21 protein-coding genes are annotated in these 24,032 nt (G+C 42.5%); 16 read left to right on the top strand and 5 right to left on the bottom strand.

Going from position 1 to position 24,032, the window contains the following annotated elements; genetic code table 11:
* The first annotated feature begins 4 nt into the window (after positions 1-4).
* The 5 genes from DBR43_RS05245 to DBR43_RS05225 all read left to right on the top strand — a co-directional run bounded on the left by DBR43_RS05245 (position 5) and on the right by DBR43_RS05225 (position 5,036).
* Positions 5-1,516 (top strand): RagB/SusD family nutrient uptake outer membrane protein, encoded by a 1,512-nt coding sequence (locus DBR43_RS05245; protein ID WP_124578583.1) that lies wholly within the window; start codon positions 5-7, stop codon positions 1,514-1,516.
* A gap of 21 nt (positions 1,517-1,537) precedes the next feature.
* Positions 1,538-2,737, top strand: coding sequence for a thioredoxin family protein (locus DBR43_RS05240; RefSeq protein WP_158622434.1), 1,200 nt, complete (start codon positions 1,538-1,540; stop codon positions 2,735-2,737).
* 31 nt (positions 2,738-2,768) lie between these two features.
* Positions 2,769-3,926 carry a TlpA family protein disulfide reductase gene (locus DBR43_RS05235; protein ID WP_124578579.1) on the top strand — a complete coding sequence of 386 codons (1,158 nt, stop codon included), beginning with the start codon at positions 2,769-2,771 and terminating at the stop codon, positions 3,924-3,926.
* 12 nt (positions 3,927-3,938) lie between these two features.
* Complete coding sequence (locus DBR43_RS05230) at positions 3,939-4,475, top strand: hypothetical protein (RefSeq protein WP_124578577.1); 537 nt, start codon at positions 3,939-3,941, stop codon at positions 4,473-4,475.
* 120 nt (positions 4,476-4,595) lie between these two features.
* Positions 4,596-5,036, top strand: a complete 441-nt coding sequence (locus DBR43_RS05225) for a hypothetical protein (protein ID WP_199756958.1) — start codon at positions 4,596-4,598, stop codon at positions 5,034-5,036.
* A gap of 59 nt (positions 5,037-5,095) precedes the next feature.
* Here the strand turns inward: DBR43_RS05225 and DBR43_RS05220 are convergent, their stop codons facing one another.
* Positions 5,096-5,785: an OmpW/AlkL family protein gene (locus tag DBR43_RS05220; RefSeq protein WP_124578575.1), complete on the bottom strand. Its 690-nt coding sequence runs from the start codon at positions 5,783-5,785 to the stop codon at positions 5,096-5,098.
* Positions 5,786-5,939: 154 nt separating this feature from the next.
* Between DBR43_RS05220 and DBR43_RS05215 the strand changes: the two genes are divergently transcribed.
* Positions 5,940-6,845, top strand: a complete 906-nt coding sequence (locus DBR43_RS05215) for a helix-turn-helix domain-containing protein (RefSeq protein ID WP_124578573.1) — start codon at positions 5,940-5,942, stop codon at positions 6,843-6,845.
* Positions 6,846-6,855: 10 nt separating this feature from the next.
* On the opposite strand, the gene DBR43_RS05210 is transcribed toward DBR43_RS05215, so the two are convergent.
* Both DBR43_RS05210 and idi read right to left on the bottom strand, forming a co-directional pair.
* Complete coding sequence (locus tag DBR43_RS05210) at positions 6,856-7,449, bottom strand: metallophosphoesterase (protein WP_124578571.1); 594 nt, start codon at positions 7,447-7,449, stop codon at positions 6,856-6,858.
* Between the two features lie 27 nt (positions 7,450-7,476).
* Complete coding sequence (gene idi, locus DBR43_RS05205; protein ID WP_124578569.1) at positions 7,477-8,010, bottom strand: isopentenyl-diphosphate Delta-isomerase; 534 nt, start codon at positions 8,008-8,010, stop codon at positions 7,477-7,479.
* Positions 8,011-8,162: 152 nt separating this feature from the next.
* On the opposite strand from idi, the gene DBR43_RS05200 reads away from it, so the two are divergent.
* The 6 genes from DBR43_RS05200 (at position 8,163) to DBR43_RS05175 (ending at position 17,860) form a co-directional block, all read left to right on the top strand.
* Positions 8,163-8,741, top strand: coding sequence for an RNA polymerase sigma factor (locus DBR43_RS05200; protein WP_124578567.1), 579 nt, complete (start codon positions 8,163-8,165; stop codon positions 8,739-8,741).
* A 73-nt stretch (positions 8,742-8,814) separates the two neighbouring features.
* On the top strand, positions 8,815-9,981 hold the full coding sequence (locus DBR43_RS05195) for a FecR family protein (RefSeq protein ID WP_124578565.1): 1,167 nt from the start codon (positions 8,815-8,817) through the stop codon (positions 9,979-9,981).
* A gap of 279 nt (positions 9,982-10,260) precedes the next feature.
* Positions 10,261-13,605, top strand: a complete 3,345-nt coding sequence (locus DBR43_RS05190; RefSeq protein ID WP_158622433.1) for a TonB-dependent receptor — start codon at positions 10,261-10,263, stop codon at positions 13,603-13,605.
* A 77-nt stretch (positions 13,606-13,682) separates the two neighbouring features.
* Complete coding sequence (locus DBR43_RS05185) at positions 13,683-15,236, top strand: RagB/SusD family nutrient uptake outer membrane protein (RefSeq protein ID WP_158622432.1); 1,554 nt, start codon at positions 13,683-13,685, stop codon at positions 15,234-15,236.
* 28 nt (positions 15,237-15,264) lie between these two features.
* Entirely contained in the window at positions 15,265-15,582 is a 318-nt protein-coding gene (locus tag DBR43_RS05180; RefSeq protein WP_124578559.1) for a hypothetical protein, read from the top strand.
* 91 nt (positions 15,583-15,673) lie between these two features.
* The gene (locus tag DBR43_RS05175; protein WP_124578557.1) at positions 15,674-17,860 is read left to right on the top strand and encodes an alpha-galactosidase; all 2,187 of its coding nucleotides are present in this window, start codon (positions 15,674-15,676) and stop codon (positions 17,858-17,860) included.
* A 48-nt stretch (positions 17,861-17,908) separates the two neighbouring features.
* Here the strand turns inward: DBR43_RS05175 and DBR43_RS05170 are convergent, their stop codons facing one another.
* The gene (locus DBR43_RS05170; RefSeq protein ID WP_124578555.1) at positions 17,909-18,313 is read right to left on the bottom strand and encodes a hypothetical protein; all 405 of its coding nucleotides are present in this window, start codon (positions 18,311-18,313) and stop codon (positions 17,909-17,911) included.
* 147 nt (positions 18,314-18,460) lie between these two features.
* Between DBR43_RS05170 and DBR43_RS05165 the strand changes: the two genes are divergently transcribed.
* A complete protein-coding gene (locus tag DBR43_RS05165) occupies positions 18,461-19,051 on the top strand; it encodes a universal stress protein (protein ID WP_124578553.1) in 591 nt (196 codons plus the stop codon).
* Between the two features lie 15 nt (positions 19,052-19,066).
* On the opposite strand, the gene DBR43_RS05160 is transcribed toward DBR43_RS05165, so the two are convergent.
* The gene (locus DBR43_RS05160) at positions 19,067-19,801 is read right to left on the bottom strand and encodes a hypothetical protein (protein WP_124578551.1); all 735 of its coding nucleotides are present in this window, start codon (positions 19,799-19,801) and stop codon (positions 19,067-19,069) included.
* Between the two features lie 247 nt (positions 19,802-20,048).
* Between DBR43_RS05160 and ligD the strand changes: the two genes are divergently transcribed.
* The 3 genes from ligD (at position 20,049) to DBR43_RS05145 (ending at position 24,018) form a co-directional block, all read left to right on the top strand.
* A complete protein-coding gene (gene ligD / locus DBR43_RS05155; protein ID WP_124578549.1) occupies positions 20,049-22,664 on the top strand; it encodes a DNA ligase D in 2,616 nt (871 codons plus the stop codon).
* A gap of 16 nt (positions 22,665-22,680) precedes the next feature.
* Positions 22,681-23,445: a Ku protein gene (locus tag DBR43_RS05150; protein ID WP_124578547.1), complete on the top strand. Its 765-nt coding sequence runs from the start codon at positions 22,681-22,683 to the stop codon at positions 23,443-23,445.
* 198 nt (positions 23,446-23,643) lie between these two features.
* Positions 23,644-24,018 (top strand): hypothetical protein, encoded by a 375-nt coding sequence (locus DBR43_RS05145; RefSeq protein ID WP_148090755.1) that lies wholly within the window; start codon positions 23,644-23,646, stop codon positions 24,016-24,018.
* Positions 24,019-24,032 lie beyond the last annotated feature (14 nt).

The raw sequence follows: 24,032 nt of genomic DNA, 5'->3' as shown, positions 1-24,032 counted from the left end.
CCCCATGACTAAGTATATCCAATCCTTATATATCTGTCTCGCAGCGATTTTACTATTTGGCTGCAAGAAATCAATAAATGAGAACATCAGGCCTTCAAATGATAAGGCCGATACCGAACTGCTTACCAATTTAGATGGCCTTACTGTAGCGACTAATGGCAATTATGCGTTATTGGTTACCGGAGCTGCGGGTGATGCTTCGTATGCGCTGAGCTGGTATAATTTAAGTGAATTAAAGGGCAATAACCTATTGGCCACGAGTCAGCCCTTTCCGCAAAGCAGAAGCGATAGCTACACCTATGTAAACTCTCCCACTCAGGGGATGACTTCCTCTTTCTGGCGTTGTTCTTACCGGATTGTTTTTGGTGCGAACAAAGTGATAGATGCCATTTCCGACGGACAGGGAGCTGGATTTGACCAGATCAAAGGAGAAAACTATTTCCTCAGGGCAATGGCTTACTTCAATTTGCTTCGGGTTTATGGAAGACCATATTATGAGAACAATGGAAATAACCTGGCAGTTCCGCTTTCCTTAAACTCAGCAGTGGATAAGGACTATAAACCTAAGCGTAACACTGTCAAAGAAGTATATGCCAGCGTCATTGCAGATCTGGAAAAAGCGGCAGCACTGATGACACAAACGCGCGGAAATTATTATGCCTCGAAAGAGGCCGCATGGGCATTGTTGTCCAGGGTTTACCTGTATATGGGAGGAACACCCTCTGCTCCTCAAAACGAGTTTAATACGAAGGCAGTGGAGTATGCCGATAAAGTGATCGCGGCCAACAAGTACAGCCTTTTACAGGGAGCAGCCTACAGCAATTCATTTGCTATAGATGGAAAAAGCAATAAAGAACTTATTTTCAGCTTCAGACACGATGATGTGAACGGAAACAGAATAAATGAATTTCTGATTTTAAGAGATGTATTTGGGTTTCCTTATCAGGGAGAATACGCTGCTTCCCCAGACTATATGGCCATTCTTAATCAAAATGCTGCAGACCTGAGAAAGGGCTTTATTACCGTTGAAAACGATAAGCGGATTGCCGGAACCGACAAAAGCAGAAACTCGGTAAATAAGTTCAACTTTCAGCAGGTTTTTCCACCGGGAGGTTTCGAATTCAGTTCGCAAACCAGAAGCGCTACCCCTTATCTTAGACTGGCGGAAGTTTACCTCAACAAGGCGGAAGCCCTGGCTAAATTAGGCAATAATTCTGATGCACTGATTGCAGTTAATACGATCAGAACAAGAGCAAATGCTCCGGCATGGACCACTGCAACGATGGCGCTGGCGGGAAAAACCATGTTCGAAGTCGTGCTGAATGAGCGGAGGCTGGAGCTGGCCTGGGAAGGACATTCTTCTTTTGATAATTTCCGCAATGGATTACCTGTGATCAGGAACTACAGCGATTATAGCGCTGCCAGTTTAACGATTGAAGCTACGGATAAACGTGTGGTTTACCCATTGCCACCACTGGAGATGCAGTTAAATCCAAACCTTGAACAAAACCCCTAAACAAGTATAAATATGAGAACAATGAAAAGACTAATGGTCGGACTGGGCTGTTTGGTTGCGCTGTCTGCCGCCGGACAGCACCGGGAGATTGTGTTTAAAGAAGCCGATTGGAAAACACAGCTGGCGAATGCAAAGAAAGAAAATAAACTCATCTTTTTTGATGCTTATACCAGCTGGTGCGGGCCTTGTAAAATGATGGCAAAAGATGTTTTTACCAAAGACAGTGTTGCTGATCTGTTTAATCAGACTTTCATCAATGTCAAGTATGATATGGAGAAGGGGGAAGGGATTGCATTGAAAGACAAATTTGGTGTCAATGCATTCCCAACCTATTTGTTCATCAATGGAGATGGAGAGGTGGTGCACAAGATTGTGGGAAGTGCGCCTGCTGCTGAATTTATGGGGGAGGCTGTTAAAGCTTTAAAGCCGGAAAGTACGGTATTCGGACTGGCCAAAAAGTTTAATGGCGGAGACCATTCTGAAGCCACGGCATTGGCTTATCTGGAAGGGCTGGACAAGGCTTACGAATCAGATAAAATGGGCAGGGTGGCGAAGGTTTATTTTGATAAACTTCCTAAAACTTCATTGCTGGAAGCGCACAACTGGAGGCTGATCTTAAAATATCTGAATACCCCTTCTTCCAGCGCTTTTGCTTATTTATATGCAAATAAAGGATCGCTTGCCACTGCCTATGGAAAGGCTAACGTGGATTCCTATTTCCAGCAGACTTTCAACAGATCGGTGTATTCTATTAAGAGAGCCTATGAGCAAAAAACGGAATTAAAGGATGCAGCGGAGCGTGCTGCGGCGATAAGGAAGCTTTTAGCTGATGAACCTGTTAGTTCAAAGCCGATGTTAAGTCAGCTGGACCTGACCGAATATGCCGCTTCAAATCAATGGGACAAGTTCTCCGCAAGATTGAATAAGATCTGGAACGACGATAGCTTTCCACAAAAGATTTCTGTTGTTGTTACTGCTGCCAATGATATGGTCAGTCGGGCGCCTGCAAAATACTATCCGGAGGCTTTGAACTGGGCGGTAAAGATTTCGGAAGCAAATCCGGACTTGTTTACCAAGATACAGGTAGCCGATCTGAAGAAAAGAATCTTAAAAAAGCAGGGTAAAACTGCAGATGCAGAAAGTATGGCTTTAGAAGCGATGGCCCTTAGAAAAGAAGCCAGTGAAAAGGGGCAGATGACGCCTCCAATGATGAAAGATTAATAACCAAAACTAAATAAAGCAAATAAAAAAAATGAAAAAAGGATTGATACTAGCCGTTGCGGCCTTAATGATGGTATGCAGCAGCTTTGCACAAAAAGGAAAACAGGTGACTTTTACCGGTAAGGTGAAATTTCCTGATACAGAAGATAAATATTGGATTTACCTTGGTAAATACGAAGGAGAAGGATTTAAAAGGGCATTTAAAGCGCTGGACAGTACAAAGTTGGATGCCAATAACAGTTTCTCCTTCAAAGTAAATGCGGAGAAGCCTGATTTTTATCAGGTTAGGGTTTATTATTTTGACCGTATAGATTTCTGGGCCGATAAGGACAATATCCATGTCAACGTGAGGGGGATTGATACGGCGAAGATGAAAATCAAGAATCCGCCATATATCTATATGGAGAATACTTCTGCAGATAATGACCTGATTAATGATGTTAACCTGGTGAACTACCTCAACTATCAGCAAATGATTGCAGTAGGACAGGAGCAATGGAAGGCTGGTCTTTCGAAGGATAGTTTATGGATCAACTATGTGAAAGATGGTTTCGATAAGATCAATACTGACATGACCTTCCGCATCAAGTACCTCGTGAATAAATACAAAGATCAACCCGCTGTATTGTATGCTTTGAATTCTTTAAGCTGGAAGAGAGATGGGGAATTGCTGATGTCTACACTGGATAACCTGACCAAAAAATATCCCTGGTTAACACAAGCGAAGGAGAAGAAAAAGGAGATTCTGGAGAATATGGCGCAAACGGCGAAGATTGCAAATGGTAAAAAAGCGCCGGACTTCGCTTTTCCGGATGTGAATGGCAAAAAATGGAGTCCTAAAGATTTTAAGGGTAAATACCTGATTGTTGATTTCTGGGCCTCATGGTGCGGACCTTGTCGCCAGGAAATTCCTCATTTGAAAGAAGTGTATAAGAAATATCAAAGCAAGGGATTGGAAATTCTGGCGGTTTCTGTCGATGCCAAGGAGAACGATTGGAAGAAAGCGATGAATGAAGAAAAAATGGCCTGGCCACAGGTAAATGCTAAGGAATCAAAAGAGGTGATGTCATCCTATTTGTTCAGCGGAATTCCTTACCTGGTAGTCGTAGATAAAGAAGGAAACATTATTGAGAAGAACCTTCGCGGAGAAAGCCTTGATAAAAAATTAAAAGAGATTTTTGGTAATTAATCCTGGTTATAAATGAGAAAAATAATATGGTCTTTATTCCTGGTACTGGGTGTATTGGGAGGAAGTAGCGCTTATGCTCAAATGGGAGCCGCTACGCCAATAAAATGGGATGTGAATAAAGAAGTAGCATTTAATATGGATCAACACAGGGCCTGGGAAATTCTCAATAGTGTTGATTTGCTTAAGATTGCAGCGAACGGATACCTGAGTTCGATCAAGATCAGTGATCCTGCTTTTCCGGTGGGAAGAGATATTGTGTTCTCTGATGGAACGAAACGTTCAGAAAGCATTACCCAACTGGATCAGCAATATAAGTTCATGAACATAGTGATCAATAAAGAGTCCCTTCCAAAGGGAGTCACTTCTGCAGAGATTACCATATTTACAAAAGAAAAAGGGGAAAAAACCAGTGTCCAGTGGGGGGCAGTGGTCAAAGGAAATGAAGAGGGAAAGAAGGCGATGGTTAGTCAGCTGACCGCTGAGTTCGACAGCTATATTGCCGGATTCGAGAAAATGACTAAAAGTATCCCCGCAGCGAAACTCAATTAGCGTTCTCCATTAGTTAATTTTAGATTGGTAGGAGTGGTTAGTGATAACCACTCCTTTTTTATGATCATTTCGTAGTAATTAATCAAATGAAATGATAGGTTTGCTCCTTAAACTATCAAAATGAATTTAAGCCTGCAAAAACCATTTCTTGAAGTAAAAGTGATTTGGAAAGATGACGATATGTTTGAAATGTCTGTCAGTGCTTTTAACGGTCGCTTTTATGGCAGTACTGAAGTATATGAACAATCTAAGCCTTTATCAGCCTTTGCGAAGTCTTTAATTGATTATCCAAAAAGCAGCGAGGTTTTATTTTATGAAGCAGGGGAGAAAGATAGCTACGCTTATTTTTCTATGAAATACTATCCTGTTGGGGTAAATGGAATTGCGGGTGTAGAAGTACATCTGGAAGCTAATGTATGTACCGAATACCGGGAAGAGGAAAAAGACAAGCTCAAGCTGGAAATTATTATGGAGCCGGCTGCGATTGATCGTTTTCAGAAAGAACTGCTTCAATTGGCAAAAAAAGAAGAAGGAATTGCCACATTATACGGGCAGATATGACCTTTCCGAAATCATTCCGGAAAGGCCAAGTAACATAGTTTTCAAAGAGATTCAAATGGCTAAAACTTGCAGCCAATACCTACACCCAATAACCAGGGCCTGATTTTTACATCTGCCTCAATATTGCTCAACACCGGAGCCAGTTGTGGACTTCCTGATGGGGTAAGGTTCGAAGCATCAACAGTAGCAGTGGTAGACAGAAAGATTTTCTTTAGGTCCACATTGACAAACAACCTTTTGCTGATGTCATAATCAAAACCAGCCTGTGCGGCAAAAGCAAACTTGTCCTTATACTTTATTCCTTTGACTACCGGACCTTCATCGGCACTGTAAAAAATGGTGTAGTTGACACCCGCACCCAGGTAAGGATTAAACTTTCCAACAGGGTAATGATATTGTAAGGTCAGCGTGGGTGGGAGTAACCATACCTTGCCCAGATCTACTTTTGCCGAGCTTGCTGCACCTATTGCACTTAGATCAGACCCAACCGTATTCACTTTATGCCTGGTTGTTCCAAGAATCAGTTCTGCTGCAAAGTGTTTGTTAAAGAAATACGTGAAATCCAGTTCCGGAATAAAGGAATTTGAAATCTTAGCATCACCACCTATCACTCCGATTGAAGCACTTTCCTGAGGGATAACCGCGACTCCCCTAAGTCTGACTCTCCACTGTTCTCCGGTTTGGGAGGATTGAGGGTAAACGTAAAGTCCGGCCATCAACAGCGCCATGGATACAATTAACTTTTTCATATCAGTAATATTTATTTGAAGCAAATCTATTGAGGTATACCAAGGATAAAAATGCCTTTAAGCAGGTATAAAAATGATATTGCTCAATATATTTTTATACAGATTTGATGAAATTCGCATCGCCAACAGCTATAAATATGTAATTTTGGTCATTATGGATAAGCAAGAAACCCTTATACATTATTACCAGACTACGAACAGGGAATTGCCTTTTGATTTATTGCGTTCAAATGGTACCACCAGCCACTTTAATGTACTGAAGCGCGATCACTGTTCCGTAAGTATTCCGTTTAACAGAAAGGATTATTATAAGATCTGCCTGACTACCGGACATGCCGTCTTAAATACAGAGAATGGTGATTTAGACGTTAACCAGCCCGCGCTTTTCTTTTCAAACCCAAGTCTGAAGTTTGGCTGGGAAAACGTTTCTGAACAACAGGGAGGTTATGTATGCCTGTTTAATGAACAATACCTCTGCACAGAACTCAAAAGAGAACTGGATACTTTATATGCCAGTTTTCAAAGCAGTCCTTATCCTTTTATTCTTTTGAATGAGACACAGTTTGAGGCCTACCTGCATTACTTTCAATTGATGCATACCGAGTACCATCAGGATTTTGAGCATAAAAATAAAATGATTGAAACTGCGCTGAAGCTCATCATTTATAGCAGTATAAAAATCCAGTCAGATGTATGTCCCTCTGTTAAAACGGCCCAGCCCAACAGGTTAGTGAACCGGTTTCTGGACCTGCTGGATAATCAGTTTCCTATAGATGCGCCCGGGATGGCCTTAAGTCTTAAAACCCCTGCTGATTTTGCAAAGCAGCTCTATGTCCATGTAAATCACCTCAACAGCAGCGTTAAGAGCTACACCGGAAAACCTACCTCAAAGATTATTCAGGAAAAGATCATTAAAGAAGCTAAAAACCTGTTGAGGTATACCAACTGGGGGATTGCAGAAATCAGCTATAGCCTGGGCTTTGAGCACCCACAGAATTTCAATAATTTCTTTAAGAAACAGGTTGGGGAAAGTCCACGTTCATTTAAATCAGCGCTGTAAATTCAATCGTTTACAGTAGATTTTCTATGGAATTACTGTCTGCAGGATCCCGTCTGAGGATTTGAAGCGCCGATTCCTTTTTTAACATGATGGCCTTCACTTCCTGATATTCAAGTGGGTAAAAATCATGGTTGTCTACGCCAATATCAAAGGATAATGAATTCATATCTTCTTCCAGTGTTCCATGGGAGTGACCGTATAAATGGAAGCTTCCTTTTCCTTTGCCATTCCAGTTTCTAATGGAATAATGAAACAGCACGATTTTTTGTTTTCCACCTTTTACGGTATCGTCATTCACTTTCAGTTCATAATAATCTTTTACCCATTCGAACCTCTTCTTACAGGAAAGGGCGGAGACTTCGTGATTACCGGTGATGAGGTAAATGCTTCCGTTTAAGCGTTTAAGAATTTCTTTTAGCCGTTCGGGGCGGTTGAGTGCAAGATCCCCAAGGTAAAAGACTGCATCTTTATCGCTCACTTTTTCATTCCATTTGCGGATCATGGTTTCATCCATTTCCTCTACACTTTCAAATGGCCTTCCAGCATATTGAATGATTCCGTTATGTCCGAAGTGGTGATCAGAAGTAAACCAGATTTTGTGCATGGAGCGCTTTTTATAGGAACAAATCTACTAAAATTCCTTAGCAAACATTTTATGGTAATGAAACAGGACCTGTTCAAAAGATATTTTTAGCCATGCGGTATAGTTTTCAGGATGTTCAGTCAGGTCGGCTTTTAATTCATCCATATCTACATATCTGAAAGCACTGACCTCTTCCGAATTGGGCTGTGGCAGGATGTCGCTTGTTCCGAAGTACACATGATCATATTCATTTTCTATCAGGCCATCCCCAACTTCAGCTCTATAATGGAAGCTAAAAACCGGTTCCATTTTACATTCCATCCCCATTTCTTCCTGTAACCTCCTTACAGTTGCGTCAGCAGTTTCCTCTCCCGGCCTGGGGTGACTACAGCAGGTATTGGTCCATTCGCCTGGAGAATGGTATTTGTCAAAAGCACGTTGCTGTAATAACAGTTGCCTTGACGTGTTAAAAATGAAAATAGAAAATGCCCTGTGAAGTTTGCCATGCAGGTGTGCTTCCAGTTTTGGCATCGTTCCTATCACCTCATCGCTGGTGTTTACCAGTATCACTTCTTCTATCATAACCTGATTACTTTATACCTCAGCTGCAAAAGTACCCTGTCTTTTGCAATTCAGTACATAAAAAAACAGATTTTATATCTAAGCGGTACTCCTGTGGGGGCTATTCTTGTTTTTTATGATATAATCAATACATTTATCATGGGGAATTTAAAATGTCAATATACCAGTCTTGCACAGATCAGCAACTGATCTCCCTTTTGAAGTCGGGGAATGACGATGCATTTACGGAGATCTACGATCGGTACTGGGGTATTTTATACCGCCATGCCCGTAAAATTCTGTATAATGACGATGAGGTAAGTGACATTATACAGGAAATATTCGTTAACCTGTGGACAAAAGGTGCTGAGCTGGAACTCAGCTCTTCACTATCTGCTTACCTGTATGCTGCGGTCCGTAACCGAATCCTGAATTACCTGGATCATGGGAAGATTAAAGAAAAATACATTTCTTCTCTTGGAAATTTTCTGCGCAATGGCGAGTATACCACCGACAACCGTGTCCGGGAAAACGAGCTTGCCGCATTGATTGAAAAAGAAATCGCCGCTTTACCCGAGAAAATGCGGGAAGTATTTGAACTGAGCAGAAAGTCAAACCTCTCCTATAAAGAGATTGGGGAACAGCTGGGCCTGGCCGATAGTACCGTAAAAAATCAAATCAGCAAGGCTTTAAAAATCCTTAAACTAAAGTTCGGCGGACTGGCTCTGATCTATCTTTTTCTCCATCCCTGATTTTTTTTCAATCCGCATGGTACTTATTGTTCGCTGACCTGTCTTAACCATAAGACCAAAATACCCAATCTTTATGGACAATCAGCAGGCGCGTGATTTATGGAATAAATACCTGGCAGGAACATGCTCTGCCGAAGAGACTGCGCAATTCGAAAGCTGGTATAACCAGGAGTTTAAAGCGCTGGAAGAACCCCCGATGCCGGACTACGCGCAGACCAGAAATGAGATCCTGACAAAAATCAAAACACAAAAATCAGCACTGGAAAAAAATAAACGACGTGTGTTGTGGCAACGTATTGCCGTTGCCGCTTCTGTGCTCCTTGTCTGCAGCGCCGGATTATTTTATCATCTGAAAAACAGAAATTCTTTAAAACATGAAGCTGCCGCCTATGCGCAGGATGTACTCCCGGGAAACAATAAGGCAATCCTGACTTTAGCAAACGGAAAGAAAATCAGTTTGACAGATGTTTCCGATGGAGAACTGGCCAAACAAACCGGAATCAGTATTGCTAAAACTGCCGACGGACAACTGGTGTATAAGGTGCTTGATCCCGCTCTTTCCACTGCAGGTATTTCCACGTATAATACCGTAGAAACCCCTCGCGGAGGACAACACCAAATCATACTTCAGGATGGTTCTAAAGTCTGGTTAAACGCTTCCTCATCGATTAAGTTTCCCGTATCATTTGATGAGGCCAACCAACGTATGGTGGTACTCAGCGGACAGGCTTATTTTGAAGTCGCGAGGAATAAAGCCAAACCTTTTATCGTAAAAACCAACAGACAAACCGTAGAAGTATTGGGTACTCACTTCGATGTGAATGCCTATGCCGATGAAGCTAGCGTTAAAACTACTTTGCTGGAAGGGGCGGTTTCGGTTTCGCCACTGGCTAAAGAAGATAAAAGCGCTGCACATCCTGCATCACGGATACTTAAGCCTAATCAGCAATCAGTGCTTTCCGGAGAAGAACTCAGTGTGATCCCTGTGGAAACCAGTGATGTCGTCGCCTGGAAAGAAGGCAAATTTATGTTTAACAACGAAGCGCTGGAAAGTATTATGAAAAAAGTGTCGAGATGGTATAACGTAGAAGTCCGGTATGCAAACGAAGACCTAAAAAAGAATACCTACTGGGGAACGATATCAAGAACTGAAAAGATTTCCAAATTGCTCAAAATGCTGGAGACGACAGGGGATATACATTTCAGGATAGAGGGAAATGTCGTCACGGCGATGCCATAGTTCCTCCGCACTATCAATTCGAATCAACCAAACAAAACCAAATATTTAACCAAATAAAAAACCGGATATGAACCACGAAAGATCACCCTGATTTTAAGCCTGGTTATAACAAAAAAAACAGAACCCGGATTGCCCTCCTGGTCCTGTAAATGCCTGGTTATAATCAATTTCTTATTGTACGAACAATTCCATCAACTTAAACCAAACAATCAAATGTATAAAAATTATACTAAAAAATATTGTGGGTGTTCCACCTACATGACTAAATTTCTGCTGGTTATGAAACTTACAGCTATTTTATTGATTGCTGTTATTATGCAAGTGAGTGCCATTTCGGGGAAGGCCCAAAGGGTGTCTTTTAAAGAACGGAATACTTCTTTGGAACGGGTGTTCCGGGAAATCACGCGTCAGACGGGGTACAACATTCTTGTTTCCGGGAAGATGCTCAATACCTCCACGAAGATTAGTGTGGACTTTTCCAATACTTCGCTGGATGAAGTAATGGGTAAATGTCTGGAAGGACGGGCCTTAACTTATAGCATCACCGACAGGACGATCATTGTGAAACCTAAAGAGCCGATCAAATTGTCTTTTACCGGATATGCCGATGGTAGTGTTTTCGGGCAAGTCAAAGAACCCAAAAAAGGAGAGCCCTTACCAGGGGTAACCATCAAAATAGAAAATGGAACCTGGTCTAAAACCCTGATCACAGACAATAACGGGAATTACCGTTTCCCTGCGGTACCCGAAGGGAATTATAAAATTTCTTTTAGCAGCATAGGGTTTGAAAAGTTAATAAAGGAGATTACGGTCGGTTCCGGACAACAACTGGCTGTAAACGCAGAACTCAAAGAAAATGTGGCAGAGCTTGCACAGCTGGTTGTGGTGGGGTATGGCGCTCAGAAAAGGGCAAACCTGACGGCTGCCGTGACGCAAATTGACGCAAAAGATTTTAAGGGGCAGAGCAGTACCGGGATTGGTCAGGCAATACAGGGACGCGCAGCCGGGGTCCAGATTTATAGAGATGGTGGTGCGCCGGGAGCAAAGGTTTCCATTAATATCCGTGGTGTTGGCTCCTTCATCGACAACGCTCCTCTAATTGTGATTGACGGTGTACCTGCAGGAAGTCTTGATTTAATCAGCCCCGATGAAGTAGAAACGGTTACGATCTTAAAAGATGCCTCTGCTGCCGCGATTTACGGCTCCAATGGGGCCAATGGCGTGATTATGGTCACCACTAAAAGCGGAAAAAAAGGAGAGGCCAGACTCAATTATTCCTATAAATCGGGCTTTAACGAGGCGGCCAATATGCCCAGATTGCTAAATGCAAAGGAATACGCTTTACTGCAGAATGAAGCCAGAATTAACTCCGGAAGAATGCCCTTGTTTAGTGATGATCAGATCCGGAACATGGGAGAAGGAACAGACTGGAGGGATAAAATACTGCAGACAGGAATCCGCCAGGAACATTATATTGGCGTTTCAGGCGGTGCTCCGAAAGTAAATTACCTGGTTTCTGCCAATTACCTGGACGAGAAAGGAATTGCGATCCATTCCTGGTATAAAAGGTTAAACCTGAGAACAAAACTGGACGCCCAGGTTGGCGAGAAATTCAGTATGGGAATGCAGGCACAGTATACCTTCAGTAAAAATCAGGGGGGTGCCAGTTTTACCAATGCCACCGTCTTCTCTCCAACGATCCCTTTTAAGACTCCCGACGGCAGGCCGGGCGTGTACAGTAAAAACGATCCTTCCGGCTCGGTAACTACGGGATTGAATCCTGTTGCGGAGCGGGAACTTAGCCTTGGTTATACCAATAATGCACCGACCAACTTTCTCCTGGCCACTGCCTATGCAGAATATAAGTTTTTACCTTCTCTAAAGCTCCGTTCCAATGTCACTTATGAGCGCTCCACTTTCCTGAATAAGACTTTTGATCCAAGTTATGAGTTTAGGAATTATGAGGGGGAACTTGTTCCTTCTGCCGGCCGTTTACCAGCCAACAGAACCTTTAGGGAAACTTACAGAGAGAGTGACCGCTACCTGATCACCAATACGCTGGAATTTAACAAAACCTTAAACGAAGACCATACTATTAAGGCAGTTCTGGGATATGAAGAACAGCAGAAAAAATCAGATGTGCTTTATACCACACGTGTAGGGGGATATCCTACCAATGATTTTCTGAATATCGGGGTAAATGCAACTACAGGAGTGACCGTTTCTCATCGGGATGCAGGTGGGAATGTTCCGGGAATCAATGCCATACGTTCTTTTTTTGGACGTGTTAATTACGATTACAAAGGGAAATACCTGATAGAGGCTGTAGCGAGAAGAGACGGCTCTTCAAAATTTGCTCCCAGTAACCGATGGGGATTTTTCCCTTCTGCTTCCCTGGGATGGCGAATCTCGGCAGAGGATTTCTTCAGTCCGTTGAAAACAATAGTTGACGATTTGAAGTTAAGGGCCAGCTATGGCCTGACCGGAAACAGTGTTATTCCTGATTTTACCTACAATTCCAATGTCATCATTGAAGATGGATATGTGTTTAATAACAATGCAGCACAGATCGGCTCTTTAAATTCTTTGCCCAATAAGAACATCAGATGGGAGACCAATAAGCTCCTGAACATCGGATTGGACCTGGCCCTGTTTAACCAGCGTTTAAATGTTACGGTTGATGCGTACCAAAGAAAATCTGAAGACCTGTTGACACAGGTGAGTATCCCAGCCACCACAGGGATTTCTGATGATCAGGGGATTCTGGGAACACAGGTGCAAAATGTCGGAATTCTGAAAAACGGGGGACTGGAATTGTTTGTCAGCTGGAAAGATAAGATCAATACGGACCTGGGCTATAACCTCAGCTTTAGCGGTTCTTACAATAAAAACGAATTGCTGAGATTTAATGGATTGACCGATAAACAGATTGTCGGAGGAGCAGGAGAGGCCGTAAATCAGATTGGCGAATCCTTTAATTCCATTTACGGATTTAAAGCCATCGGGGTCTGGCAGAATGCTGCTGAAATTGCCGCTAACCCGCACCGGATCAATGACCAGCCCGGCGATCTCAGGTTTCTGGATACCGACGGTGACGGAAAGGTCGATGAAAACGACCGTACCATTCTCGGTAACAGCATTCCAAAGTATACTTTGGGCTTGTCTGGCGGATTGAACTACAAAAACTTTGACTTCAACTTCTTATTTCAGGGAGACCTGAAAAAGGATTTCCTGCAGTATGGCTATGGTTACTTTGAGTACTACCTGCAGAACAATAACAATTATGCCTATGCACTGAACAGGTGGCATGGGGAGGGGACTTCTAACCAGCACCCAAGGCTAATTGCAGGAAGTGAATACCTGGCCAATACGGTTTCTTCTTATTACGTGCAGAATGCTTCCTACATCCGGTTAAGGCATGTGGAACTTGGATATACCCTTCCCTCATCTTTGCTTGGTAAGCTGAAGATTTCAGCTTTAAGGGTTTATGCGGGAGCGGATAACCTGCTGACTTTTACCAAATACTATGGGCTTGATCCTGAACAAAGCGGGGCTTTTGGCAGGGAGACGATCAACTATCCCCAGGCAAGAACGTATACGCTGGGCTTGAATGTTACTTTTTAATGGAATTAAGGGAAAAAACTATTGAAGATGAAACCTGCACCGCAAGCTTCATTACCGCTAAAAATAATCAGAAACAGATGAAAACTTACTATATCAACATATTACTCATCATCCTTGCAGTCAATTCCTGGGGATGTAAAAAGGACCTGCTTAATGTAAAGGATCCGAACAATGTTAATGAGGAGAATTTCTATAAAACGGCTAATGATGCTGTTTTAGGCACCAACTCGGTGTATGGCACCATGTATCGTAAAGATAACTTTGGCTGGGTGTATATCTGGGAAAGTGTATTGACAGACGACGAAAGATGGGATAGCGAAGGCTCACCAGCACTATACGGTGGAGTGGCCAGTGGGATTGAAACGGCATTGGGCAGCAACAGTTATGTGAGAAGGGTCTGGAACGCTTCCTATGCGACCATTGCCAGGGCAAATGTTGCTATTGCAAAAATCCCGGCCATTGAGATGGATGAAACTTTGAAGAACAGGTTGCTGGCAGAATGCCGCTTTTTCCGGGCTTTTATGTACCAGCGTTTGCTGATGCGGTACGGGGATGTTCCACTCATGCTGAAATTACCTTCGGAAGATGTGCTCCTGCCCTCAAGATCGAATAAAGCAGAGGTCTTAAAGGTTGTTTTTGATGACCTGAACTTTGCTGCACAGTATCTTCCAAAAGAATATACGGGAGTAGATATTGGGCGGGTAAAGAAAGGTGCAGCATTGGTGTTAAAGGCGAGGGTAGAAATGTCCAATCAAATGTGGACCGCCGCTGCAGCATCGGCAAGAGCCTGTTTAGACCTGAATTATGGATTGAATAACAGCTATAGCGACCTCTTTAATAAGCCGGGGACCGAAAATCTGGGAGAATCCCTGTTTGAGATTCAATGGGGCAACAGTGCGGGAGATTTTGGTTCTCAAATCAATACCAGATATACGGATAATGGTGAAGCCACCACTGCTCCCGGAGGCTGGAACTGGGGCCAGGTCCTGCAAAACCTTGTCAATGAATATGACAATGCCGATGGTACTCCTTTTGTACTCGGAGCCAGAGATGTGAGGACAGACCTGACACAGTATCAGAACAGAGATCCCCGCTTGGCGGCCACTATCAATTATGAAGGTTCTGATTATTTTGGAATCCCATGGAAAAGGACCTGGACGGCAACGATGTATGGCTGGAAGAAATATACCATTTCAAGTGCCGTCCTCAATACGTTGCCAAAAGGAACGATTCCTTATAACTGGATCGTACTCAGAAATGCAGAAGCTTATTTATCCTATGCGGAAGCACAAAATGAGGCCGTTGGCCCGGACCCGTCCGTATATGCAGCGATCAAAGAAATCCGCAGGCGTGCAGGGATCAGCAATCCTGACCTTCCTGCTGGTTTAACAAAAGAAGAAATGAGGAATAAAATCCGTCATGAACGCAGGGTAGAGCTGGCCGGAGAGTCGGTAAGGTTCGAAGATCTGTTACGCTGGAAGACGTTGAAATCCGCATTGGAAAACAAACACCTTGGCAATCCTGGTGTCAACTGGATCATCAGTAATTGGGGAGAATTCAGATACCTGTGGCCGATTCCCCAACAGGAAAGGGATTTGAATAAGAATCTGACTCAAAATGCTGGTTATTAAACGATTATTTGTATAAACTAAACAACTCATGAAAAATCTATTCATAGCAATGTTACTCCTGGTGACCCTAAGTCTGGGAGCCTGTAAAAAAAATTATGAAGAAGGCGGATACGAAGCGCCTAAGACACTTGTCATATCAGGTCCGGCAGAAGTAAAGAAAAATAACAGTGTTGATTTTGCTACCTATTACATCAATGGTACTTATGTATGGGAGGTAACCGGAGATGCCACGATATCAGGTGGACAAGGAACATCAAAGGTGACCATCAAATTCGGCAATACCAATGCTAAGGTTACGGTAACTGTAGCCGATAAGAGTTTAAGCAGGGACATTACCGTCCAGTAGTTAAAAAGTATTATTTTTAAAACAAGAAACCACAGCAGCTGGCGTATAGCTATGCCAGCTGCTTAACCAACAAACACACAAATAAACACGAATGAAAAAAATCAACATTAAACAGATCCGGCTTGGTTTATCCCTGATCGGTTTTGGTATGATCAGCTCTACTTCAGTTTTGCTGGCGCAGAAAGTGGTAAAAAAAGATTGGTTGTTAAACGCAACTGAGTATACCGCAACTGTTAAAGTAAAGGACACAAAGAAAGAAGTCACGCTTGACAATGGTCTTGTGAAGCGTACATTCAGAATTGAACCCAATGTAGTCTGTATTGATTACCTGAACCAGGTAAACGGGCAGCAATTGCTGAGGTCAGTAAAACCAGAAGCGAGGATCAACATCAATGGAAAAGATTACCACATTGGTGGCCTGATCGGGCAGAAAGAGAACGCTTACATCTTACCGGAATGGCTGGACCGTTTTACTCCGGGTGATCAGGATTTTAAGATGATTAATTTTGAAGTCAATCCAATCCGTTCACAGTTAAACTGGAAGAGTAAATTCTGGGCATCAAATCATAAGCAGGCCAGCGGGAAAGTGCTTTCCTTTCATTACCGTGCCGTTGCGGCTCAATTGTCCGGTTTGGAAATCAGCGTAAACTATGAGCTGTATGATGGCCTTCCTTTAATTGTAAAATCGCTTTCTATTCATAATACCGGAGATCAGACTTTTAAAGTAAACCGTGTGGTGAACGAAATCCTGGGCATGGTAGAGGAACAAAGTGCAGTAGTGGGAGGAGTCGATAAAATGGCAAACCCTCAGGGCATTTATGTGGAAAGTAACTATGCGTTTAACAATGCCATGAGGTATGACCTGAGTGATCAGACCACCCATTGGAAAGTAGATTCTACCTACACCTCACAGGTCAATTACGATTATCAAACACCTTGTTTGCTGGAAATCTATCCTGATAAGGTATCTGGAATCGATTTGAAAAAAGGAGAAACTTATCAATCTATACGCAGTTGTGAACTATTGATGGACAGCTATGACCGGGAGCGGAGAGGCCTTGCTATCCGAAAAATGTACAATACCATTGCACCCTGGACAACAGCAAACCCGATATTTATGCACCTGGTGAGCAAGAACGATGACGAAGTACGGAGTGCCGTAGACCAGTGTGCGGCAACAGGTTACGAAGCACTCATCCTGAGTTTTGGCAGTCATTGTAATGTGGAAGATACCAGCGCTACAAACATTAAGCGATGGAAAGACCTTGCCGACTATGCACATCAGAAAAAGGTTTTTATCGGCAGTTATTCCCTTTTCAGCTCCCGCAGGATCAGTGATGAAGATGATGTCATTAATCCCAAAACAGGTAAACCCGGAGGTGCCTTTTTTGGCAATGCACCATGTTTTGGCAGTAAGTGGGGATTGGGATACCGGGATAAGATCAAGGCCTTTTATTCGAAAACAGGTTTTGATATTTGGGAAAATGACGGGCCCTATCCCGGTGATGTCTGCGCTTCTACCAGTCATCCGGGACACCAGGGATTGGAAGATTCTCAATGGAAGCAGATCACGATTCAGAAAGAATTATACCACTGGTTAAATGGGAAAGGGGTCTATATCAATGCGCCCGACTGGTACTTTCTCGATGGGACGCATAAAATCGGAATTGGCTACCGGGAAGTGAATTTCTCTTTGCCAAGAGAAAACCAACTGATCCTGAACCGTCAGAATATCTTTGACGGCACCTGGGAAAAGACCGCTTCCATGAGCTGGGGCTTTGTTCCCCTTACTAAATATCAGGGCGGAGGACCTGAGGCGGTATTGGAACCCTTAAAAGACCACCTTAAAGACTACGAGCAATTGATGATGCAGTACTATGGTGCCGGCGTTCAGGCCTGCTACCGCGGCCCAAGGTTGTACGATACGGAAAATACAAGGCTGACCGTAGTCAGGGTGATAGACTGGTATAAGAAATACCGTGACATTCTGAATTCAGAGATTATCCATTTACGCAGGGCAGATGGAAGAGATTGGGATGGTTTACTGCATGTAAACCCTAAGCTGAAAAACAAAGGGATGTTGATGTTGTACAATCCATTAAAAGAGAAAATTACCAGGACCATCAAGGTTCCGCTTTATTATACTGGTTTAACTTCGGTCGCAAAGCTGATGGAAAAGGGAAAGGCTGCAAAAAGCTATACCCTGAACAGGAATTATGAAATTGAATATACCTGTACGCTGGAGCCGGAAAGTTATACCTGGGTACTCATAGAATAAGAAAATAAGGGCAGGTGCGTTTTGGTCGGCGTACCTGCCTTTATCATTTTAGTTATTCAGTACCATATTCAGCTTATTTAGCAATACAAGTTCAGATTTATTTTGCGTTGCAAATGCCGAAGTAATTGCTGCACTTGTTTTCAGGATCAGTTGATTGATGGGATCGGTAAACAGATTTTTATTGCTTTCTCTGTAAGTTTTGAAGTCGGAGATGGCCCGTTTAATGCCCCAGTCATTTTCCTGTAACCAGTCGAACGTGATTGAAATGTAGCAGACAAAATCAATTCCATACTCATCAAAGGAAGCGTCAAAGCTGAGCCATTCATTTTTTACAATTTTCTTCAGCTCCTCCTCCTCTTCTTTTCTTACCTTGCCGTCAGTTGCCGCAATGGCATAAAATAGTCTTGCTAATTGCTGGTAAAAAGCTCTTGATATTCTATTGGATTTGTCCATCTTGTATAAGATTTATTGGATGACTACAATTTAGTGAATAAGTGGGGATTAAACAATGATCTTCATCACTGATTTGTCCAGTAGGAGACATAAAAATGAGGTTGTTTTCTGAAGAAATTGCCAGGTGTAAAATTAACGTTTGTGACCATGAAAACGATTCTTGTATTGACAGATTTTTCGAAAAATGCGTTGATTGCAGCAGAGGAGGCCGCACTGTTGGCTGTAAAACTCCATGTGAATATATTGTTGTTCTACACTGATTATGGCATTCCGGTAAGTACTTTTTATCCGGGTATTTTTCATGGAGAAGGGGATCATTCCTGGAAAGATCATTGCGAGGGGGAAATGAATAAAATTAAACATCATCTCAGCAGGTTGTTTTCATTAATAGATACGGATCAGCGTAAACCAATAGTTTTCAGTATGGTTAGCCAGGGAGATTTAACTGGTCATGTGGTTGATCTGCTGAAGAATGGGAATATAGAACTGATCGCGATGGGTGCAGGCAGGGGGTATGAAATGAATCCTATTTTATCAGGGAGCAAAGCTTCTTCAATAATTGAAGCCCTTGGCTGCAGGGTATTGGTTTTTCCGGTAAATGGTGCCGTCAGCGTCTTAGACCGTATCCTGTTTGCAAAGAATCTCAGCCAGGCGGACGTTTTTGATACCGAATACCTTGTTGAGCTTGGCAAACTCTTTGAAGATCAGCTGGAAGTCGAGAATGAAATTCTATTCTGATTTTACCATTTATAATTACGGTTCATCACAATGAATGGTTTTTGTTTTGATGAATAGCTTTTTCCATTCTTTATTTACCAGTTCCTGAGGGTAAATATCGGCAGCGAGTTCAATTCCTTCATTGGCACTGTTGAACCATCCAAAAGTCATCACATCTACAAAAGCGTAATTCAATCTTTCGGGAGATGCAAGACGGGCTTCATACTCGCGGGTAATCCGGTCGGGATCACCGTTTCTTGCCGCCATTTTTTTTCTCAATTCCTTCCATTCCTCCAGCAGGGTATTACCGCCGGCCAATAATATTGTCGTATAGCGTTGTGCAGCTTCATTTTTTGACTGGTATTCTTTTAAAGCATTGACGTCTTTATAAGCCTTAAAAGCTGCGCGGTTAAAGGCATAGCGCTGCTGCTGCTCTTTCAGTTTTGCTGCTTTAAACCCTTTCCAGAAAGGGGTTTGGGGGACTATGAGCTTTTTTAGCGCCTCATTTTTAGTACTGAATTCTTCTTCCAGTTTTTCCGGTTGCAGACGGCTTTGAATGTCTTCCGGTTTAAAGACCATCGGGGAGGTATTGATATCGAAATCGTTCTGTAAGGCAAGGCGATAACAGGCTTTGAGCTGAGCCTTTGTGACTTTTTTGGTGTCGTATGTACCTTCATATAGGCAAAGCTCATCTTCCCATTTATAAGTCGGTTGCTGAGCAATGGCATTCAACGTCGTTAAAACGAAAGCCATGATGACGATGTATTTCATATCCCGAAGATAGAAAAAGTGGTAGCAGCTACCAAACTGCTACCGGCCATAATCAACTAATTTAATCATCCCTAATTAAATTATATTTAAATATACAACATAGTTGCAACAACTGTATGTTAAAAAGAGTTAAATATCAGGAATGCCAAACCAGCGCAACCTTCCCCTAAACTTTCTGCCCCTATGCTTGTTTTATACCCGAGTCATTTATTTTTCAATTTGCCCTCAGGCTTCAACATGATTTCCAATGAGTCTTACTGAATATAAAAAGAAACGTTCCTTTAAGAAAACACCTGAGCCCGAAGGGGGGAAGGGAACCGGAAATGAATTGCGTTTTGTTATTCAGAAACATGATGCTACTCATTTGCATTATGATTTTCGTTTGGAAATGGATGGTGTATTAAAAAGCTGGGCAGTCCCAAAGGGGCCATCTACCAATCCCGAAATTAAGCGTCTGGCGATGATGGTGGAAGATCATCCCTACGATTACCGGAGTTTTGAAGGCATCATTCCCGAAAAGGAATATGGAGGAGGTACCGTAATTGTATGGGACGAAGGTACGTACAAGCCCTTCGAGCCTGAATCCGGTGATCTTCGACAACAGGAAAAACAGTTGCTTGATCAGCTGAAAGCGGGAAAGCTTAAAGTCATTTTGAAGGGAAAGAAACTCAAAGGGGCTTATGCATTGGTTAAAGCTCATGGCAGGGGAGATAACGGTTGGCTGCTCATGAAACTCAAAGATCAGTATGCAGAAGACCGGGACATTCTTTTAAAGGACAAATCTGTTATTTCCAGGAAAACCATTGCACAAATGGAAAAAAAGCCTGATCATAATCCCGATCAAAAGGCCCGAAAAGCAATTAGAGTGATGGAAAAGCAGGGTAAAGCCAGAGTACCTGTGGCTGGCAGGTTAGAAGAACTGCTTAAAAAAGCAGTAAAAAAGACTTTTTACGATCAGGTTAAACCTATGCTGGCGACTTTGGCCGCTGAGCCTTTTGATGAACCGGGCTGGGTATATGAAATCAAATGGGATGGGTATCGTGCAGTAGCTTTTATGAATAAAGGAAAGGTCGCGTTCAAATCCCGTAATGATAAACCCTATGATCAGAAGTATTATCCCATCTATAAGCAATTGAAAGACTGGAAGATTAATGCAATTATAGACGGGGAGGTAGTCGTGGTGAATAAAAAGGGGGATGCTAATTTTGGAGCCCTGCAAAACTGGAATAGCGATGCCGACGGAGAACTGCTGTACTATGTTTTTGATATCCTGTGGTACAATGGCTATGACCTTTGCCATTTGCCCTTGCTTGATCGAAAAGCAATTCTTGCAGCGCTCGTTCCCGATGAATCTCCTATCCGGTTCAGTAAAGCCTTTGAAACTTCCGGGACCGAATTTCTTAATGCAACAAAACGCATTGGTTTGGAAGGAATCATGGCGAAGCGGGCCGACAGTATTTACCATATTGGGAACCGGACAAATGATTGGTTAAAAATAAAGACCAGCAAAGGTCAGGAAGTGGTGATTGGTGGCTTCACCAAAATTGCAGGGAGCCCGAAACCTTTTAGTTCGCTACTGGCAGGCTTATTCAAAAAGGGGAAATTGATATATACCGGAAAGATCGGGACAGGCTTTAGTTTGAGTACCCAAAAAGAACTGCTCAGGCAGTTCGAACCACTGATTACAGATAAAATCCCGTTTTCTGAAGAACCGGATGTCAATAAACCTAACCGGTTTAGGTTCAATACCCCCCAGGCGAAAGCAACCTGGTTAAAGCCCGAACTGATCTGCGAGGTGAATTTTGCAGAAATGACCAAAGATGGGTTAATGAGACATCCATCTTTTAAGGGAATGAGGGAAGATAAAAAGGCAAAAGAAGTAACGCTGGAAAGGGCGGTAGAAATTGATAAAGTTGTCCCGAAATCCATTAATCCTAAAGACATGTTAATTACAAAAGAGGGAGAAACACAGCTGAAAAAAGTAAACGGACATGAGTTAACATTCAGTAATCCGGACAAAATATACTGGCCGGTTGAAAAAATAAGTAAACGTGACCTGATCAATTATTATGATCAGATCTCCGGTTTTATTTTACCTTATCTGAAAGACCGTCCGCAGTCTTTGAACCGTTTTCCTGATGGGATTACCGGTCAAAATTTTTACCAGAAAGACGTGACCGGAAAAGTGCCCGACTGGATTAAAACATATCTGTATCATGCAGAAGGAGACGATACCGATAAACATTTTCTGGTAGGAAAGGATAAGGCAACACTATTGTACATGGCCAATCTGGGCTGCATCGAAATACATCCATGGAGCAGCAAGATTAAGAAACCAGACCATCCAACCTGGTGCATCCTTGATCTGGATCCGGATAAACAAGCATTTGATCAGACTATTGAAGTGGCACAGGTAACCAAAGCTATTTTGGATGATATGGGTGTTCCGGGCTATTGTAAAACCAGTGGATCTACAGGCCTGCACATTTACATTCCTCTGGGAAACAAATACACCTATGACCAGAGTAAGGAGTTTGCCAAAATTATCGTCACGCTTGTTAACCGTGAGCTGCCGAAAACAACCAGTATGGAACGGGTGGTGGCCGACCGTAAAGGAAAGATCTATCTGGATTTCCTCCAAAATAGGGCTCAGGCTACCATTGCTGCTCCTTACTCTTTACGCCCTAAGCCCGGAGCTACAGTTTCCATGCCCTTGCATTGGGATGAGGTAAAAAAAGGGCTTCAAATGAAGGACTTTAACATTTATAATGCGGTCTCCCGGGCAAATGAAATGGGCGACCTGTTTAAACCGGTGCTGGGCAAAGGCATCAATCTTGCCGCCGTTATTAAAAGAAACCGCTAACCTAAACAATTTAATTATGAGATCTATCTGGAAAGGTGCTATTGGATTTGGTTTGGTGAATATTCCTGTGAAACTGTTTTCCGGAGTGACCAGCAGTAATCTTGATTTGGATATGCTCGATGAACGGGACCATTCCAACATCAAATTCAAGAGAATAAATGAGAAGACGCAGAAAGAAGTGCCTTTTGAAAATATTGTGAAAGGTTATTTTCTGAAAGACCGGTATATTGTGCTGGACGATCATGATTTTGAAGAGGTAAAACCTGAAAAAACAAAAGTCATAGAAATAGAAAACTTCGTCGACATCAGGGAAATCAATGCGATTTATTACGAAACTTCATACTATACCCAACCCGAAAATCAGGGAAAGAAAGCTTATGCTTTGCTACTTCAGGCCTTGCTGAAATCTAAAAAAGCAGGGGTAGCGCGTTTTGTACTGAGAAATCAGGAACATCTTTGCGTTATTCATCCGCTGGATGGCATTATTGTCATTACAAAGATCCGCTTTCAGGAAGAGATCCGCAGTACCAGGGAGGTTCAGCTGAAAGAAGAAATTACCATTAAGCCGAAGGAACTGGAGGTTGGACTGGCCTTGATCAGGCAATATTCAGGATCGTTTAATATTACCGCTTTTAAAAATGATTATTCTAAAGAACTGTTAAAGATTATAAAATCTAAAGCCAAAGGGAAACGTGCGACAGTTAAAAAGATTAAGCCTCAAAAGTCCGTTAGCGATGATTTATATGAGCAGTTGCTGGAAAGCCTGAATAAGCGGGCATAACAACAGTGGTGTAGCGAAATTCATATTTTACTCGTTTATGGGATAATCGAGTATTCTTTGATTGATCACCACTAACCAAAAATCATGACAAACCAAACAAAATCCTTTTTTATCGCGCTCCTTCTTGTTGTTATCGGATCGGGCTGCAGGAAATCTGATCCAGTTACTTTTTGTTCAATGCAGATCAAGTATTCCAGCATGAACTTTAATGTTGTAGATGCAAGTACAGGGAAAGATTTATTCTTCTCGGACAATCCAAAATATACCCCGGACCAGATTGGCTTTTTTAAAAAAAATGATAAGCTTTTTAAAGAAGGCTGGAAGCCGGAGGTTATCGGATCCGGTACAGCAAGGTATTTCACAGTCATTCTTGGCGCCGAATCTGTAGATACACTCCTGATGAAATTACCGATATCGGGAGGAAAGGAGGCTGCAGATGTTTTCAGTTTCACCCTTAAGCCATCAAAAGAGCCATGTGAGGCAGGTATCCTCGATAAAGCGAAATTAAATAACGTTGATATGGTTAAAAAGAATGGCAGGTTAATCATTAAAAAAGTACAACCAGTTAATTAATGACCTAAAGGGCC

This window comes from Pedobacter sp. KBW06 (assembly GCF_003852525.1).
In the GTDB taxonomy this organism is placed as follows: domain Bacteria; phylum Bacteroidota; class Bacteroidia; order Sphingobacteriales; family Sphingobacteriaceae; genus Pedobacter.
Note: the sequence above shows the minus strand (reverse complement) of the source record. Positions and strands in the feature narration are given on the sequence as shown.